Source organism: Streptomyces sp. NPDC001219 (genome assembly GCF_053597915.1).
In genome coordinates, this window is sequence record NZ_JBSFJF010000001.1 from 16,063 (window position 1) to 32,330 (window position 16,268).

The window sequence follows — 16,268 nt, forward strand, 5'->3', positions numbered from 1 at the left end:
ACGTCCCTCGGTCACCAGTCGACAGCGGTGCGCAGCAGCCCTTCATGCGCCCGCGCGATATGCGGCAGACCCAGCGTCCCGGTCCGTACGGCCAGGAAATAGGTCCGCAGCGGGGGCACCGCCGGGTCGAGCAGGGTCATGACCTCGCCGCCGGCGAGCGCGTCGGCGCACAGGTAGCGGGGCAGTACGGCGAGCCCCGCGCCGGCCGCGACGCAGGACAGCACCGCCCGCAGATCGCCGGCGATCACGGCGGCGGAGGCCGTGGGCTTGGCGTCGAAGACCGCGGACCAGTAGCGGGCGATCAGCGGCAGACTCTCGTGGACCTCGACGATCGGCACGGAATCCAGCAGGCGGACGCCCTCGCCCCGCAGCGCCCCGGGGCCGCCCAGCCGGTCCGCCCAGTGTGGTGCGGCGACCAGCACATGCTCCTCGTCGCACAGCGGGGTGGCGGTGAGCAGCCCGCCGCGCGGCCGGGTCGTGGTGACGGCCAGATCGTGGTGGCCGGCCGCCAGGCCGGTCAGCATCTCCTCCGCGGACCCGAAGGCCGTACGGAGGGAGAGGCCCTGCGATATCAGCGGGGTCAGTGCCGGGAGCGCGCGCTCGGTGAGGAACTCCGGGGGCCCGGCGAGATGGAGGGTGCGGGTGACGGAGTCCCGGTCCAGACCCGCCTCGGTGATCTCGGTGAGCGCGTCCAGGTGCGGCGCCACTTTGTGGGCGAGTTCGTCGCCGATGGTGGTGGCGGTGACGCCGCGGGCGTAGCGGAGGAAGAGCGGGCGGCCCAACTGCCTTTCCAGCGTACGGATCTGGCTGGTCACCGCGGGTTGGGAGAGGCCGAGTAACGCCGCGGCGCGGGTGAAGGAGCCGGCTCGGTGCACCGTGACAAAGGTGCGCAGCAGGGCCAGATCCATCACGTACCTCCTGCGCCCCTCGGAAGCCTGGTCGCGGGACAACCATAAATTTGTCGATAGGGATGTGTCGCTAGCGTGATTGGACACTGACGCTCGGTCAACTAGCCTTGTTCGAGCGGTTGGTTTCACGTGGAACATCTGGTTTCACGTGAAACGCGTGGGCTCGGGGCCATGGGAACCGCAGGCCGGCAGGGTGACGAGGGGGGATACCCTGCCGGCCGCTCTTATGCCATGAGAGGCGCCGGACGTGGCGGCGCACTCAGCCTGTTCGACATGTCCCGGCGCTGCGGTTCAAGCGGCGCCCGGTCAGCGGTGCGCGGCCGAGTCCAGTGCCCGGAGGACATCCGCGATCAGATCCTCCGGCTCCTCGATGCCGACGGAGAAGCGGATGAAGCCCTCCGGCACCGCGTCCCCGCCCCAACGGGCCCTCCGCTCCGCACTGGACCGTACGCCCCCGAAGCTCGTCGCCTCGTCCACCAGGGTCAGCGCGGCCAGGAACCGCTCGGCGAAGGACTTGTCCGGCAGCACGAAGGACACCACGCAGCCGAAGTGGCCCGGCCGCATCTGCCGGGTGGCCGGCTCGTGGGACGGGTCGGACGGCAGTCCGGGGTGCCGCAGACCGCTCACCTCCGGGCGGTCGGTCAGCGCCGTGGCCAGGGCCAGCGCACCGGCCGACTGCTGGCGGACACGCAGTGCGAGGGTGGCGAGGGAGCGATGCGCGAGCCAGCTCTCCATGGGGCCGGGGATCGCGCCCACGGTCTTGCGCCACAGCCGTACGGAATCGGCGAGTGCGGCGTCCCGGGTGCTCACATAGCCCAGCAGTACGTCGCCGTGGCCGGTCAGCGCCTTGGTGCCGCTGGCCACCGAGAAGTCCGCCCCGAGGTCGAGGGGCCGCTGGCCGAGCGGGGTGGCGAGGGTGTTGTCGACGGCGACCAGCGCGCCCCGGCGGTGCGCCGCGTCGGACAGCCGCCGGATGTCGCAGACATCGAGGCCGGGGTTGGAGGGCGTCTCGATCCACAGCAGCCGGGCGCCGTCCAGTACATCGAGCTGAGCGTCGTGTGCTGTCGGCGCCGTACGGACCTCGATGCCATAGCTCTCCAGACGTGCGCGCACGGCGGGCAGCAGCTGATAGCCGTCGCCGGGGAGCACCACCGCGTCGCCGGAGCGCAGGTGGGAGAAGAGGACCGCGCTGATCGCCGCCATCCCGGAGGCGAAGGCGACGGTATGGGCGCTCTCGTCCGGCGACTCCAGGGCGCCGATGGCCTGTTCCAGACGGGTCCAGGTCGGGTTGGCGTCGCGGCCGTAGGTGTAGGGGCCGGTCGCGTCGCCGGGGAGGTGGTAGTGCGCCGCGAACACCGGCCCGGGGAGGGCCGGCTCATGGGCGTCCGGCTCCGGGAGCCCGGCTCGTACGGCGCGGGTGCCGTCGCCGGTCATGCGTGCTCCTCAAGCTGCGGCGGATGCGGTTCACGGGCGATCGGCCGACTGTCGTGGGCGGCGGTGCGGGCCGTGACGACGGTAGGGGCCGGGAGCGCGGTGCGGACCGCGGCCAGCAGGCCGTCGCTCGCCGTCTCGACCATCTCCAGGCACTCCTCGAAGCCCTCGAAACCGCCGTAGTACGGATCGGGCACATCGAGATCACCGGCGGCATCGGGAACGGGAACGGGCCCGGAGGCCGGGGTGGCCACCGGGCCCGAGCCGCTCTCCGTCACCGTGCCCGTCCCGTACGCACGCAGCAGGCGGACCTTGGCGGCGTCCTGTGCGGTGGGGGCCAGGCGGCGCAGCTCGCGCAGATGCCCCGAGTCGAGCGCGATGACCAGGTCGAGGTGGTCGAACCAGGAGGTCTGGAACTGCCGGGCGGTGTGCGCGTGTTCATAGCCCCCCGCGCGCAGTACGGCGACCGTGCGCGGGTCGGCGCCCTCGCCCTCGTGCCAGCCGCCGGTCCCCGCGCTGTCGACCTCGACCAGGCCGTCGAGCCCGTCCTCCGCGAGGCGGGCGCGGAAGACGGACTCGGCCATCGGCGACCGGCAGATGTTGCCGGTGCAGACGAAGCAGATACGGAAGGGAGCGGTCAAGGCTCAGTCCTCGTCGGGAAGGATCACGTGCATCGCCCAGGCGACGATGGAGATGATCACGCCGCCGAGCATGGCCGTCCAGAAGCCGTTCACATGGAAGGCGAGATCGGCCTTGCCTGCGAGCCAGGAGGTGAGCAGCAGCATCAGCGCGTTCACGACCAGTGTGATCAGGCCGAGCGTGAGGATGAACAGGGGGAAGGAGAGCAGCTTCACCAGGGGCTTGACCAGGAAATTGACCAGCCCGAAGATCAGCGCGACGAGGATCAGGGTCAGTACTTGGTGGCCGGTGTTCTCACCGGTGAGCGTGATGTCCTTGAGCAGCCAGATGGCCACGGCAAGCGCCGCGGCATTGGCGATCGTCTTGACCAGAAAATGCTTCATGGTGAGATCGTCGCAGACGACTCTGAACGAGTGAGGGGTGCGAACGGCATGAAGGCCTTCCGACTGGATGAGCTGGAAGCGGAGCGGGCCGCCAACGATGGCGCGTATCTGCAGTTCCTCCGGGAGCGCAACATGTCGGTCGGGCTGTACGCGCTGGATGCCGGAAGCGTCGATCCACAGCAGCCGCACGCCCAGGACGAGGTGTATCTCGTGGTCAGCGGCCGGGCGGCGATCACCGTAGGGCAGGAGACACAGTCGGTGGCGCGGGGAAGCGTGGTCTATGTGCCCGCCGGGGTGCCCCACAAGTTCCACCACATCAGCGAGGACCTCAGGGTGATGGTGGTCTTCTCTCCTCCTGAGAGCTAAGGGCCGGGCCTGGGGACCCGTAGGGGACGGGTCAGGGGAGGACCGGGGATACGAAGCCCCCGCGACCGTGGTCAGCGTCCTAGCATCGTGGGTGAAGGGAAACCTGAGGCGTGCGGCGGCAGACGCGCAGCACGCGGACGGTGCCATCGGCGCGAGCACAGCGCAGCGGACGACAGCGCGGTACGGACAACGACAGCGCGACAGAAAGAAAGCAGGGGAGAGCAGTGGCCGGTAAAGGGATACTCGCAGGGCTTCCGTGGTGGGTCACCTGGGTCGTGGCGCCCGTCATCGTGATCGTCGTCTTCGGCGGACTGATCGCCAGCGCGCTCGGCTTTCTGATCAGCGTGCTGTTCAAGGTCCTCATCGCGGCGGCCCTGATCGCCGGGGTCATCTACCTCGTCCGCCGGGTCGGCGGCTCGTCGTCTTCTTCCTCGAAGGGCGACTGGTAAGCCACGGCCGACGCGATCGACCGCCGGTGCGCGTGCCCTCCAGCGCCCGACCGTGGACGGTCATGGGGCAAGGGTCCTGCCCGGCGGTGGTCACCGGGCCCATCACCTCGCAAACCCCCTCAAATGCCCCTCATTGCCACGCAGTTGACTCCGCTGTCGAACCCCGCCCGCACAGTCCCGCTCAGGGGTGCGCGGGCGGGGTAACTCCCCCGGCTTTCGCCCTGCCGCCCGGCCCGGCCGAGCTAGGGTGCCGGTCGCAGGCGTCTTCCGGACGGCGGCGTTCCGGAAAGCCCGACGAGCCCGGTCGGGCCGCCCCTCGCGGGTGCCGGGAGACGCGCGCGGTCACGGGAGTTGGTCCCGCGACCGGGGCCCTGCGCCCCTCTGAGAGCGGACCTGGGGGTTTGGCCTTGGCGATGGTGAACGGCGAATCCGACTCCCACCCCACCTTGATCGGTTCGGTGCGGCGGGCGCTCCGGCTGCTGGAGGCGGCCGGTGCGCATATCGACGGCGCACCCGCCAAGCAGCTGGCCCGAGAAGCGGGGCTGCCGCTGCCGACGGCGTACCACCTGCTGCGGACCCTGACGCACGAGGGCTATCTCCAGCGGGAGAACGGGGTCTTCGTCCTCGGTACGGCGGCCGAGGAGATCGGCCGGGCCGGGGCCGGGCGCCGGCAACGCGCTCATCTCTCCGAAGCGCTGGCCGTGGTGGGCCAGGAACTGGGCGCCGCCGTCTACTTCGCTGTCTACCGTGAGGGTGAAGTCGAGGTGCTGGCGGTGACGGGTGATCCGGCGCGGCCGCCGGTGGTGGAATGGGCCGACTTCCGCGCCACCGCGCACGCCCACGCGATCGGGCAGTGTCTTCTGGCGCAGCTCGACGAGCCGACGCGGAAGGATCATCTCGCGCGCCATCCCGTCCAGTCGATAACGCCCTTTTCCGTGTCATCTGAGGGCGAATTGCTGCGGCGTTTGGATACGGTGCGTCGCGGTCACGCCGCTTACGAGCGTCAGGAATATGCCCTGGGCACGGTGTGTGCTGCCATTCCTGTCCAGGTCGGGGCGGCCGCCGCGACGTTGGCGGTTTCGTTGCCCGTGGACGAACTGCGTCGATTGCGGTCCGTCACAGACCGACTACGGAAAATGGCGGAGGCGACACTAACGACACTCGCCTTCTCTATCAGTATCTGAAAACTCACTCCTTGTGATCTGCTGGCGCGTGGCAGACGATGGCGCCAATAGGGCTACCGGGGGTTTTCCCGGCCATCTCCGATCAAGTGCGGGGCAGTGGTTGATGACCGACACAGTTCAGGCAGAAGTGATCATGAGCTTCGTCGTCTCGGAGGAGCTTGCGTTCCGGATTCCGGTGGAGCTGGACTTCGCCAGCGCCGATCCCTACGCCGTCCGCCTCACCTTCGATCTGCCCGGCGACGCGCCGGTGACCTGGGCTTTCGGCCGGGAACTGCTGTTGGACGGGCTGAGCCGGCCGTCCGGTGAGGGGGATGTGCGGATCGAGCCGGCCTCCCCCGAGAACCTCAGCGATGTCCTCATCAGCCTTCAGGTCGGCGCCGAGTCTGCGCTGTTCCGGGTGAGCGCGGCGCCGCTGGTGGCCTTCCTGGACCGTACGGACCGGCTGGTGCCGCTGGGCAAGGAAGAGGTCTGCGACACCCTCGAGGCCGTGCTGGACCGGATTCTCACGGAGGCCCCGGCCGGCTGACCGGCCCGTCTCCGCCCTCCCCCGCTCCCGTCCCCGTCCTCACTGCTTACGCCGCTTGCCGCGTCCCCCACGTCGTCCCGCCCGGCCGCCCGTGGGGCTCGTCGGCGCGCCGCCGGTGACCTCGGCCCCGGAGGCCGCCCCGGCCGGGGCTCCGGCCCCCAGGTCGTCACTCGCCGGTGCGGCCCGCCCGTTCCGGGCTGCCGGTGCCTGCCGGTCCGCCGAGACGACCAGCGCGGCCAGCAGCGTGGTCAGCGGCACCGCGGCGACCAGTCCGATGCTGCCCACGAGCGTGCGGACGATCTCCTCCGCGACCACCTCGCTCGAAGCGACCGTACCGACGCTGCTCTGTGCGATCGAGAACAGCAACAGCAGGGGCAGTGCGGCACCCGCGTAGGCCAGCACCAGGGTGTTGACGACGGACGCGATGTGATCCCGGCCGATGCGCATCGCGGCGCCGTACAGCTTGCGCCAGCCGGCCGACGGGTCCGCCTCCTTGAGCTCCCAGACCGCGGCGGTCTGGGTCACCGTCACATCGTCGAGCACACCCAGCGAACCGATGATGATCCCCGCCAGCAGCAGTCCGCGGATCTCGATGTCCGGGTACAGACCGTGCACCAGTCCGGTCGTGTCATCCGTGTTGCCGGTCAGCAGTGCCCAGCCGATGAAGACCGATCCGAGCAGCCCGATCAGCAGCAAGGACGCGAGTGTGCCGAGCACGGCCACGGAGGTACGGGCGGTCAGCCCGTGGCACAGGTAGAGCGCGATCAGCATGATTGCGCTGCCCCCGATCACCGCCACCACCAGCGGATTGGAGCCCTGGAGGATCGCCGGAAGGATGAACAGCGTCAGGACGACGAAGCTGGCCGCCAGTGCCACCAGCGCGAGGACGCCGCGCAGCCGGCCGACGATCACGACCGCGAAGGCAAAGATCGCGGCCAGTAGCCACATCGGCAGCGACCGGTCCACATCGCTGACCGAGTACTGGAGATCCTTCGGCGCCTTGGGGGAGTACGCCACCACCACCTCCTGGCCGGTGGTGTAGTGGCGCAGCGCGTCCGGTGTCACCACGGTCCGGAAGGTGTGCCCCTTGTTCTGCCCGGTGGTGACTTCGATCGTCGCCTGCTGGCAGGGCTTTCCCTTGTCCGCTCCCGCGGCCGGTGGCTGCCCCGTCGGCGACGGGGGCTGGGGCTGCTGCTCGGCGTGGACATCCGCGCAGTTCACCTCCACCACTTTGATCACCCGGGCCGTCTCCGTGGGCTGGTCGAAGCCGACACCCGACGGTTTGTGCGGCGGTGCTCCGCCGGGCCAGAGCACGACCAGGCCGACCGCCACCGCGGCCGCGAACGGGATCAGTACGGCCGCGATGACCTTGCGCAGATGCCGGGAGACGGGCGCGGCCGGGCCATGACCGTGCCCGTGGGAGTGCGGGGCGGAGTGGCTGTGGGACTCATGAGGCGACACCGCCCGATCATCGCAAGAACTCCAGGGGCCCACTGTTCACCGCGCCACATCGGCCGCTACCGTGGTGGCACCTTTGCAATCGCGGGAGCTCGGAGCACCGGGCTGAGAGGGCGCTGACCTTCGTCCCAGCGGCGTTTCACGTGAAACGCCGACGGACGGAAGCCGCTGCGTCGACCGCCGAACCTGTTACCGGGTAATGCCGGCGTAGGGAGTTGGGTCTCCATGACTCTGCAGGATGCACGCACGCCCGAAAACGGTGCCAACGACGGCGAAAAGCCGCAGATCGGCTGGCACAAGGGCTATGTCTCCGGATCGCGTCCCGACCTTCGGGTGCCGGTCCGGCGGGTGCACCTCACCAACGGCAAGGACGTGACGCTCTACGACACGTCAGGGCCGTACACCGACCCCAATATCGAAACCGACGTCCGCCGTGGTCTGGCACCGCTGCGGGAGAACTGGATCATCGGCCGCGGCGACACCGAGGAGTACGCGGGCCGCCCCATGCGGCCGGAGGACGACGGCCTCAAGCACACCTCGCCGCGCGGCGGACTCAAGAACCTCGACGCGGTCTTCCCCGGCCGCCCCCGTCAGCCGCGCCGCGGCCGTGAAGGAGCGGTCACCCAGCTCGCGTACGCCCAGCGCGGCGAGATCACCACGGAGATGGAGTACGTCGCCCTCCGTGAGAAGGTCACGCCCGAGTTCGTCCGCGACGAGATCGCGGCCGGCCGCGCGGTGCTGCCCGCCAACGTCAACCACCCGGAGATCGAGCCGATGATCATCGGCAAGAACTTCCTGGTGAAGGTGAACGCCAACATCGGCAATTCCGCGGTCACTTCCTCCATCGAGGAGGAGGTGGAGAAGATGACCTGGGCGACCCGTTGGGGCGCCGACACCGTCATGGACCTCTCCACCGGCCGCAACATCCACACCACCCGCGAGTGGGTGCTGCGCAACTCCCCCGTCCCCATCGGCACCGTCCCCCTCTACCAGGCGCTGGAGAAGGTCGACGGCAAGGCCGAGGAACTGACCTGGGAGATCTACAAGGACACCGTCATCGAGCAGGCCGAACAGGGCGTCGACTACATGACGGTGCACGCCGGTGTGCTGCTTCGCTATGTGCCGCTCACGGCCCGCCGCAAGACCGGCATCGTCTCCCGCGGTGGTTCGATCATGGCGGCCTGGTGTCTGGCGCACCATCAGGAGTCGTTCCTCTACACGCACTTCGAGGAGCTCTGCGAGATCCTCGCCTCCTACGACGTCACCTTCTCCCTCGGTGACGGTCTGCGCCCCGGCTCCATCGCAGACGCCAACGACGAGGCGCAGTTCGCGGAGCTGCGGACGCTCGGCGAGCTGAACACCATCGCCAAGCGGCACGGCGTACAGACCATGATCGAGGGCCCGGGGCACGTCCCGATGCACAAGATCAAGGAGAACATCGACCTTCAGCAGGAGATCTGCGAGGAGGCGCCGTTCTACACACTCGGCCCGCTGACCACCGACATCGCCCCGGCCTACGACCACATCACCTCCGGTATCGGCGCGGCGATGATCGCCTGGTGGGGCACCGCGATGCTCTGCTACGTCACGCCCAAGGAGCACCTGGGCCTGCCGGACCGCGACGACGTCAAGACCGGTGTCATCACCTACAAGATCGCGGCCCATGCGGCGGACCTGGCCAAGGGCCACGCGGGCGCCCAGGAGTGGGACGACGCGCTCTCGGACGCCCGTTTCGAGTTCCGCTGGGAGGACCAGTTCAACCTGGCCCTCGACCCGGACACGGCCCGCGCCTTCCATGACGCGACGCTGCCGGCCGAACCGGCGAAGACGGCGCACTTCTGCTCGATGTGCGGCCCGAAGTTCTGCTCGATGAAGATCAGTCAGGACATCCGCCGCGAGCACGGCGGGGATCTGGCCGTCGACCCCGAGGCCGGAATGGCCGAGAAGTCGAAGGAGTTCGCGGCGGCGGGCAACCGCGTCTATCTGCCGATCGCGGACTAGCCGTTCCGTCTGGCCGTTCCGCCCGGACGCACTCGGCGAAAGGCCCCTGCCCGACAACGGGCGGGGGCCTTCCCGGTGCCGGCGCCACAGCGCGCCCGCCGAGCCGCAGGACCGCACCCGCGCGGGCCCGGGCCCTACTCCTGCTGGTGATCCGGCCCGCCGTAATCCGGGCTGGTGAAGTCCGGGCTGGAGTAGCGCGGGCGGGAGCCCGAGGAGCCGCTGTCGGGGCTGGTGAACTCCGGGCGGGTGTAGCCGAGGGTGGGGATACGGCTCTCAGAGGACGTGGTGCGGCGTGGGACATGGGGCTCGGGGCCGTCGTCCGGGCCGCTGGTGGGGCCGGTGAGGGCCGTGCGGAGGAAGGGCAGCAGGCCGCGTTCCAGGAGGGCGCGGTGCCAGTCCTCGCGGGCCCGGTCCAGCGCCTCGGCCGGTTCGACTGCGGCGACCTGGGCGGACGCGCCGTTGCGCAGCGCCGTGAGGAGCAGTCCGGCCATGGCGACGAGACCGCCCGCCGCGGTCAGCGCTGCGAAGATCCAGCCGACGCTGATCAGCGGCTGGGCCAGGGACTTGTCGGGGCTGATGGCGCGCAGCACATATCCGATGAGGAGGAAGAGGACCGCGGCGATACCGGCGAGCACGGGGGCGAGCACGGCGATCATGGCGGTCAGCCCCGCGCCGGTGCTTTCGGCCGCTTCCAGGATCGTGGCGCTGTCCGGGTTCGGACTCCCGCCGGCGGCCACACTCTGCTCCTCGCCGCCCGTATCGGTGGCGGACGCGACGGGTGCCGGTGCGCGCAGAGCGGCGCGGAGATGCACATAGCGTTGGTATTCGGCCGCGGCGCAGGCGGCGATGGCCGTGGTCGCGCCGAGCGCCATCGTGCGCAACTGCTCGGTGTTGAGCGGGTGTCCCGTGGCGTCGGTCAGGTCGTCCGGGCGGTATGGGGCGGTACGCAGCGCCTCATCGAGGATGCGCGCGAAGTCCGCGCGGTCCTCGTTCAGCAGGTGCGGAGCGCTGTTCATATGGGTCCCCCGATGCTCCGTAGGGCCGTACGGCCGGCGTTGGCCGGGCAGTGGGCGGAAACGGAGGAGAGCCTGCTACGGATAGACCGATGGTAGAGCGACTCCGGCACGGCGTGACAGAGAGTTTGCGGAAATTGAGTAATGCCACGACCGGTTTTTGCCGGTGCCGCCCCCGGCTTTCGTCCTGCCGCCCGTCGGCCGACCGGCGGCAGGCTCCCCCGGCAATTCTCAGCCGGCCAGCGGAAGTTGAACGACCAACAGCTTTCCGGCCATCGTGACACCGCCGTCCATGGCGATCGCCAGACCGTCGGCGTAGACATGCGGACCGTCGACGGCGATGGCCTCGCTTTCGCCTTCCTCCGCGCCGACCTCGCCCAGCAGATACGGGATCGGGCTGTGGCCGTGGACCACGCGGTCGCCGCCGTAGGCGTCGAGGAGTTCCCGGACGGCGTCCGAGCCGGACTCGTCGCGGAAGGCGAAGCGCTTGGTGAACTTCCGGAACAGATCCCAGACTTCATCCGCTTCGCTGCGGGTGAGTACGTCGTGGACGGTGTCGTTGACGGCCTCGATGGAGTCGCCGTATTCGAGGTAGGCGGTGGTGTCGGAGTGCACGAGCAGATGCCCGTCCTCCTCCATCACGGCGTCGAGCCGGGCCATCCACTGGAGGTGGTGGTCCTCCAGGCGGTCCATGTCGGACTTCTGGCCGCCGTTGAGGAGCCAGGCGGCCTGGAAGGACGCGGTGCCGGCGCCGGACTGTACGGGCGTGTCGCCGAACCGCTTGGCGCCCAGCAGCAGCAGTTCGTGATTGCCCATCAGGGCCTTGCAGTAGCCGCCGGCCGCAGCGGCCTCGGCGGAGAGCTGCATGACGAGGTCGATGACGCCGATCCCGTCCGGGCCGCGGTCGGTGAAGTCGCCGAGGAACCAGAGCCGGGCGTTGCCCGCCGCCCAGTTGCCGTCGGCGTCGATCAGGCCCTCGGCGGCCAGCGCCTCGCGCAGCTCGTCGTAGTAGCCGTGCACATCGCCGACGACGTACAACGGGCCCATGCCCTCGGGCGCGTCGGGGTCCCCGGCCGGTTCGGGCACCGGGACGACCGCCGGGCGGTCGATGAGGGTGTCCGTACGGCCCGGGGCGATGACCGGGAGGTCCCGCGCGGTCGGGGTGTACTCCTCGGGCAGCTCGGCGGGCGGTGCCGCGGGGGGCGCGGCCGGGGCGCCGGCGGGCAGGTGGAGCGGCGGGCCGACGGGCGGCACGGGGGACCCTGCGGGCGTGCCGGAAGGCACTCCTGGCGGCGGAGCAGGCGCCGGAGTTTCTCCCGCCATGGTCCGCACCATGGGTCCCAGACTGGCCCCCTGAGTCATCGACCCCTCCACCTCGCGCCGCCGTGCACCTCTCGGACCTTTGCCTGGTCGACGGCGGTCCGCAGTGTCGTCCGCCCATCATAGGAATGCTGGTCGCGGGTTGTGACGCACCCGGGGGTGGTCAATCCACCGGAGCCCGGCATTCGAGGCTGGTTTATCCCGTGATCGCCCTGTTTTTTCCTGGTAGCTGAGAACGCCCGGTCGTCCGTACGTGGGAGCCCCTTCAGTCGCCGGCCGGTCCCCGCGGAGGACTGACGGTCGTGCGCGGTGACCGTCGCTGGGACGAGGCACGGACGATGAGATCGGTGGGTATCACCTGTTCGATGGGCCGGCCGTGGTCCAGCCCTTCGATCGCGTCGATGAGGATCTGGATGACGGCGGTGCCGATGCGGCGCGGTTTGAGGGACAGCGTGGTGATCGGCGGTTCGGTGGCGGCGTAGAGGGTGGACTCGCTGCAGCAGACCAGCAGCAGGTCCTCCGGCACCCGCAGGCCGTAGCGCCGGGCGGCGGCGAGCAGGTCCGTGCCGTTGGGGTCGAAGAGCCCGTAGACGGCGTCCGGACGGTCCGGGCGGGCCAGCAGCCGGTCGGCGGCGACGGCCCCCGCGCACGGGTCGTGCGCCGGGTAGGACTCGTACACCGGATCTTGGCCGACCCGCTCGCACCAGTGCAGATACGCGGTGGTCGAGAGCCGGGTGTAGGTGTCGGTGGTGTTGCCCGTGAGGAGTCCGATGCGGCGGGCGCCGGCGTCGGCGAGATGGTCGAGCAGCCCGAGGACGGCCGCCTCGTGATCGTTGTCGACCCAGCCGGTGACCGGCAGCGTGCCGCCGGGGCGGCCGTCGGAGACGACGGGGATGCCGTGCCGGACGAGTTCGGTGACGACGGGGTCGCCGTCGGCGGGGTCGATGACGACGGTCCCGTCGAGGGCGACGTTGGACCACACGTCGTGGCGGGAGGTCGCCGGGAGGATGACCAGCGCATAGCCGCGGGCCAGGGCCGCCGAGGTGGCGGCTCTGGCCATCTCGGCGAAGTAGGCGAATTCGGTGAAGGTGAAGGGTTCGTCCCCGTACGTGGTCACGGTCAGGCCGAGGAGCCCGGACTTGCCGGTACGGAGGGTGCGGGCGGCTGCGGACGGGCGGTAGCCCAGCCGGTCGGCCACTTCGCGGACATGGCTACGGGTGGCATCCGGAAGCCGGCCCTTGCCGTTGAGCGCGTCGGAGACGGTCGTGATCGACACACCGGCTGCGGCGGCCACGTCCCGGATGCCCGCGCGTCCCAGCCGGCGACCGGTCGACCGGCTCACCTGGTGCTTCCCTGCTGCTGTCATGGCGAGCCGATAGTAGGGCTCGTTAGAGGCATTCACGGGGGGCTGCCAACGGCTGTGGAAAGGCACGTTTCTGCACGGTGATCAATCCGCAATTCCCTGGAAAATAAAGGAAGTTGATGCGCAAAGTGATCATTCTGAGGGAGTTTTTCTGCCGTCACCTGTCGATCGGTTCCGGTCCCGAACCGGTCTCAAGTCACCTTGACGGGGGACGCGCGCCACGGCGCAAGCCACCGGCGTGCGCCGGTCCGGGGAGCGCTCCCGCGGGGCTCCGCGCGGGATCTCCGGAGGGTCGTCCGGAGGGCGGAGCGGAGTCGCCGCCGGGCCGGGGCTGCCGCCGAACGGGTCAATCCTCATAAGGTGTGCAGTATTGGAGATGAGCGGACGGTCGAGGAGGACCTGCGGTGAGCGAGAAGACCCCGAAGCTGCGTGCTGCGCTGGACGGCGTCCCGACCTACAAGCCGGGCCGGCCGGCGGCGGCCGACGGCCCCGTCACATACAAGCTGTCCTCCAATGAGAACCCCTATCCGCCGCTGCCGGGCGTCCTGGAGAGCGCGGTGACCGCCGCCGGGGCCTTCAACCGCTACCCGGACATGGCCTGCACGGGGCTGATGGCGGAGCTGTCCGAGCGGTTCTCGGTGCCGGTGGAGCACCTGGCGACGGGCACCGGATCGGTCGGGGTGGCCCAGCAGCTGGTCCAGGCGACGGCCGGGCCCGGGGACGAAGTGATCTACGCCTGGCGCTCGTTCGAGGCGTACCCGATCATCACCCAGGTATCCGGTGCCACGCCCGTGCAGGTCCCGCTGACCTCCGGCGAGGTGCACGACCTGGACGCGATGCTGGCCGCGATCACCGAGCGGACCCGGCTGATCTTCGTCTGCAACCCCAACAACCCCACCGGCACCGTCGTGCGCCGTGCGGAGCTGGAGTCCTTCCTGGACCGGGTGCCGGGCGATGTGCTGGTGGTGCTGGACGAGGCCTATCGCGAGTTCATCCGGGACGCCGAGGTGCCGGACGGTATCGACCTCTACCGCGACCGCCCCAATGTGTGTGTGCTGCGGACCTTCTCCAAGGCGTACGGCCTGGCGGGGCTGCGGGTCGGCTTCGCGGTGGCCCATGAGCCGGTGGCCGCGGCGCTGCGCAAGACGGCGGTGCCCTTCGGCGTCAGCCAGCTCGCCCAGGAGGCGGCGGTGGCCTCGCTGCGCAGCGAGGCTGCGCTGCTGGAGCGGGTCGACGCCCTCGTGGCGGAGCGGGCGCGCGTGGTGGACGGGCTGCTCGGGCAGGGCTGGACGGTCCCGGAATCGCAGGCCAACTTCGTCTGGCTGCGGCTGGGGGACCGTACGGCCGACTTCGCGGCGGCCTGTGAGCGGGCCGGCGTGGTCGTGCGGCCGTTCCCCGGCGAGGGGGTGCGGGTGACGATCGGCGAGAGCCCGGCGATGGATCTGTTCCTGCAGGCCACGGAGGAGTTCCGCAAGGCGCTGTAGGCCGTCGCAGGAGCGTTTTACCGAGGCCGTGGGTCCGTCGACCCGCGGCCTCGAACCGTTTTCGCACCTACGTGACCGCGGTCACGTACCCCCCGCGGATGTGGCCGAAAGCCGTAGGAGATAATTGCTTGTGAATGTGAACGCGTTCACAAGCTCGTCCATTATGTGGCGTTTATGCGTTGCAAAAGGGGCATTGCCGTGGCGCGACACGGCGACGTAAGGAGCACGACATGGAACTGGCGTTGGCGCCAGAGACTCTGGCGCGATGGCAATTCGGCATCACGACCGTCTACCACTTCCTGTTCGTCCCCCTGACGATCTCCCTCGCCGCTCTGGTGGCCGGACTCGAGACCGCATGGGTACGCACGGGTAAGGAGAAGTACCTCAAGGCCACCAAGTTCTGGGGCAAGCTGTTTCTGATCAACATCGCGATGGGTGTCGTCACCGGCATCGTCCAGGAGTTCCAGTTCGGTATGAACTGGTCCGACTACTCGCGGTTCGTCGGCGACGTGTTCGGTGCTCCGCTGGCCTTCGAGGCGCTGATCGCGTTCTTCTTCGAGTCCACCTTCATCGGACTGTGGATCTTCGGCTGGGACAAGCTGCCGAAGAGGATTCACTGCTTCTGCATGTGGATGGTCTCCATCGGCACGATTCTCTCCTCGTACTTCATCCTGGCCGCGAACTCCTGGATGCAGCACCCGGTCGGCTACAAGTACAACGCCGCCAACGGCCGCGCCGAACTGACCGACTTCTGGAAGGTCCTCACCCAGGACACCACCCTGGTCGTCGTCTTCCACACGCTGACCGCGGCCTTCCTGACGGGCGCCGCGTTCATGGTCGGCATATCCGCCTTCCACCTGATGCGCAAGAAGCACCTCACGGTCATGCGGACGTCGCTGCGGCTCGGGCTGATCACGATGGTCATCGCCGGCATCCTCACCGCGGTCAGCGGTGACGAGCTCGGCAAGGTGATGTTCAAGCAGCAGCCGATGAAGATGGCGGCCGCCGAGGCGCTGTGGGAGACGGAGAAGCCGGCGCCGTTCTCGGTCTTCGCCTATGGGGACGTCGACCAGGGCCACAACAAGGTCGCCATCGAGGTTCCCGGTCTGCTCTCCTTCCTCGCCCACAACGACTTCTCCTCGCCGGTCCCCGGCATCAACGACGTCAACCGCTCCGAGCAGCAGAAGTTCGGACCCGGTGACTACCGGCCCAACATCCCGGTCGCCTACTGGGGCTTCCGCTGGATGATCGGCTTCGGGATGTCGTCGTTCGCCATCGGCCTCGCCGGGCTGTGGCTCACCCGGAAGAAGTTCTGGCTGGCGCCGGGGCTGCGGACGGGGGACGAGGAGCCACCCCGGCTCGTGCTCACCAGGAACAAGGAGCTCGGTGCCCGTCTGAGCAAGTGGTACTGGTCGCTCGCCTTCGTCACCCTCGGCTTCCCGCTCCTCGCGAACTCCTGGGGCTGGATCTTCACCGAGATGGGCCGCCAGCCCTGGGCCGTCTACGGCGTGCTGCGCACCTCCGACGCGGTGTCCCCGGGCGTCTCGCAGGGTGAGGTGCTCACCTCGATGATCGTCTTCACCACGCTCTACGCGATCCTCGCCGTGGTCGAGGTCAAGCTGCTGGTGAAGTACGTCAAGGCCGGCCCCCCGGAGCTCAGTGACTCCGACCTCAACCCGCCCACCAAGATCGGCGGCGACAGCACGGACGCCGACCGGCCGATGGCCTTCTCGTACTAGGAGG

General features: G+C 69.5%; 15 protein-coding genes. 7 read left to right on the forward strand and 8 right to left on the reverse strand.

The genetic code is table 11. The features are described from left to right. Positions 1–11: 11 nt before the first annotated feature. The 4 genes from ACWC9R_RS00085 to ACWC9R_RS00100 all read right to left on the reverse strand — a co-directional run bounded on the left by ACWC9R_RS00085 (position 12) and on the right by ACWC9R_RS00100 (position 3,361). Positions 12–908: a LysR family transcriptional regulator gene (locus ACWC9R_RS00085; RefSeq protein WP_450727390.1), complete on the reverse strand. Its 897-nt coding sequence runs from the start codon at positions 906–908 to the stop codon at positions 12–14. 306 nt (positions 909–1,214) lie between these two features. Beyond that, the gene (locus ACWC9R_RS00090) at positions 1,215–2,342 is read right to left on the reverse strand and encodes a cystathionine gamma-lyase (protein WP_450727392.1); all 1,128 of its coding nucleotides are present in this window, start codon (positions 2,340–2,342) and stop codon (positions 1,215–1,217) included. After that, complete coding sequence (locus ACWC9R_RS00095) at positions 2,339–2,980, reverse strand: low molecular weight protein-tyrosine-phosphatase (RefSeq protein WP_450727394.1); 642 nt, start codon at positions 2,978–2,980, stop codon at positions 2,339–2,341. The genes ACWC9R_RS00090 and ACWC9R_RS00095 overlap by 4 nt, the downstream gene beginning before the upstream one ends. A 3-nt stretch (positions 2,981–2,983) precedes the next feature. Then, on the reverse strand, positions 2,984–3,361 hold the full coding sequence (locus ACWC9R_RS00100; protein WP_362600267.1) for a phage holin family protein: 378 nt from the start codon (positions 3,359–3,361) through the stop codon (positions 2,984–2,986). Between the two features lie 48 nt (positions 3,362–3,409). Between ACWC9R_RS00100 and ACWC9R_RS00105 the strand changes: the two genes are divergently transcribed. The 4 genes from ACWC9R_RS00105 (at position 3,410) to ACWC9R_RS00120 (ending at position 5,886) form a co-directional block, all read left to right on the forward strand. Continuing rightward, positions 3,410–3,727, forward strand: coding sequence for a cupin domain-containing protein (locus tag ACWC9R_RS00105; RefSeq protein WP_362600265.1), 318 nt, complete (start codon positions 3,410–3,412; stop codon positions 3,725–3,727). Between the two features lie 224 nt (positions 3,728–3,951). Beyond that, a complete protein-coding gene (locus tag ACWC9R_RS00110) occupies positions 3,952–4,176 on the forward strand; it encodes a DUF5326 family protein (RefSeq protein WP_450727397.1) in 225 nt (74 codons plus the stop codon). Between the two features lie 413 nt (positions 4,177–4,589). After that, positions 4,590–5,360: an IclR family transcriptional regulator gene (locus ACWC9R_RS00115; protein ID WP_450727870.1), complete on the forward strand. Its 771-nt coding sequence runs from the start codon at positions 4,590–4,592 to the stop codon at positions 5,358–5,360. 103 nt (positions 5,361–5,463) lie between these two features. Next, positions 5,464–5,886, forward strand: coding sequence for an SsgA family sporulation/cell division regulator (locus tag ACWC9R_RS00120; protein WP_362600259.1), 423 nt, complete (start codon positions 5,464–5,466; stop codon positions 5,884–5,886). A 39-nt stretch (positions 5,887–5,925) separates the two neighbouring features. On the opposite strand, the gene ACWC9R_RS00125 is transcribed toward ACWC9R_RS00120, so the two are convergent. Further along, on the reverse strand, positions 5,926–7,347 hold the full coding sequence (locus ACWC9R_RS00125; protein WP_450727400.1) for a YibE/F family protein: 1,422 nt from the start codon (positions 7,345–7,347) through the stop codon (positions 5,926–5,928). Positions 7,348–7,569: 222 nt separating this feature from the next. Here ACWC9R_RS00125 and thiC point away from each other — a divergent pair, with 222 nt between their 5' ends. Next, a complete protein-coding gene (gene thiC, locus ACWC9R_RS00130) occupies positions 7,570–9,345 on the forward strand; it encodes a phosphomethylpyrimidine synthase ThiC (protein WP_362600256.1) in 1,776 nt (591 codons plus the stop codon). Between the two features lie 134 nt (positions 9,346–9,479). Here thiC and ACWC9R_RS00135 read toward each other — a convergent pair whose 3' ends face one another. The 3 genes from ACWC9R_RS00135 to ACWC9R_RS00145 all read right to left on the reverse strand — a co-directional run bounded on the left by ACWC9R_RS00135 (position 9,480) and on the right by ACWC9R_RS00145 (position 13,044). Continuing rightward, the gene (locus ACWC9R_RS00135) at positions 9,480–10,361 is read right to left on the reverse strand and encodes a hypothetical protein (protein ID WP_450727402.1); all 882 of its coding nucleotides are present in this window, start codon (positions 10,359–10,361) and stop codon (positions 9,480–9,482) included. Positions 10,362–10,589: 228 nt separating this feature from the next. Next, the gene (locus ACWC9R_RS00140) at positions 10,590–11,693 is read right to left on the reverse strand and encodes a metallophosphoesterase (RefSeq protein WP_450727404.1); all 1,104 of its coding nucleotides are present in this window, start codon (positions 11,691–11,693) and stop codon (positions 10,590–10,592) included. Positions 11,694–11,943: 250 nt separating this feature from the next. Beyond that, positions 11,944–13,044 (reverse strand): LacI family DNA-binding transcriptional regulator, encoded by a 1,101-nt coding sequence (locus tag ACWC9R_RS00145; RefSeq protein ID WP_362600247.1) that lies wholly within the window; start codon positions 13,042–13,044, stop codon positions 11,944–11,946. A 401-nt stretch (positions 13,045–13,445) separates the two neighbouring features. On the opposite strand from ACWC9R_RS00145, the gene hisC reads away from it, so the two are divergent. Next, positions 13,446–14,525, forward strand: coding sequence for a histidinol-phosphate transaminase (hisC, locus tag ACWC9R_RS00150; RefSeq protein WP_450727407.1), 1,080 nt, complete (start codon positions 13,446–13,448; stop codon positions 14,523–14,525). 230 nt (positions 14,526–14,755) lie between these two features. After that, positions 14,756–16,264 (forward strand): cytochrome ubiquinol oxidase subunit I, encoded by a 1,509-nt coding sequence (locus ACWC9R_RS00155; protein WP_450727409.1) that lies wholly within the window; start codon positions 14,756–14,758, stop codon positions 16,262–16,264. Positions 16,265–16,268: the final 4 nt, after the last annotated feature.

Coding starts and splice junctions, on each gene's coding strand:
- ACWC9R_RS00155 (WP_450727409.1), top strand. CDS start 14,756: ATGGAACTGGCGTTGGCGCCAGAGACTCTGGCGCGATGGCAATTCGGC.
- ACWC9R_RS00115 (WP_450727870.1), top strand. CDS start 4,590: ATGGTGAACGGCGAATCCGACTCCCACCCCACCTTGATCGGTTCGGTG.
- ACWC9R_RS00120 (WP_362600259.1), top strand. CDS start 5,464: ATGACCGACACAGTTCAGGCAGAAGTGATCATGAGCTTCGTCGTCTCG.
- thiC (WP_362600256.1), top strand. CDS start 7,570: ATGACTCTGCAGGATGCACGCACGCCCGAAAACGGTGCCAACGACGGC.
- ACWC9R_RS00140 (WP_450727404.1), bottom strand. CDS start 11,693: ATGGTGCGGACCATGGCGGGAGAAACTCCGGCGCCTGCTCCGCCGCCA.
- ACWC9R_RS00090 (WP_450727392.1), bottom strand. CDS start 2,342: ATGACCGGCGACGGCACCCGCGCCGTACGAGCCGGGCTCCCGGAGCCG.
- ACWC9R_RS00145 (WP_362600247.1), bottom strand. CDS start 13,044: ATGACAGCAGCAGGGAAGCACCAGGTGAGCCGGTCGACCGGTCGCCGG.
- ACWC9R_RS00085 (WP_450727390.1), bottom strand. CDS start 908: ATGGATCTGGCCCTGCTGCGCACCTTTGTCACGGTGCACCGAGCCGGC.
- ACWC9R_RS00135 (WP_450727402.1), bottom strand. CDS start 10,361: ATGAACAGCGCTCCGCACCTGCTGAACGAGGACCGCGCGGACTTCGCG.
- ACWC9R_RS00105 (WP_362600265.1), top strand. CDS start 3,410: ATGAAGGCCTTCCGACTGGATGAGCTGGAAGCGGAGCGGGCCGCCAAC.
- ACWC9R_RS00100 (WP_362600267.1), bottom strand. CDS start 3,361: ATGAAGCATTTTCTGGTCAAGACGATCGCCAATGCCGCGGCGCTTGCC.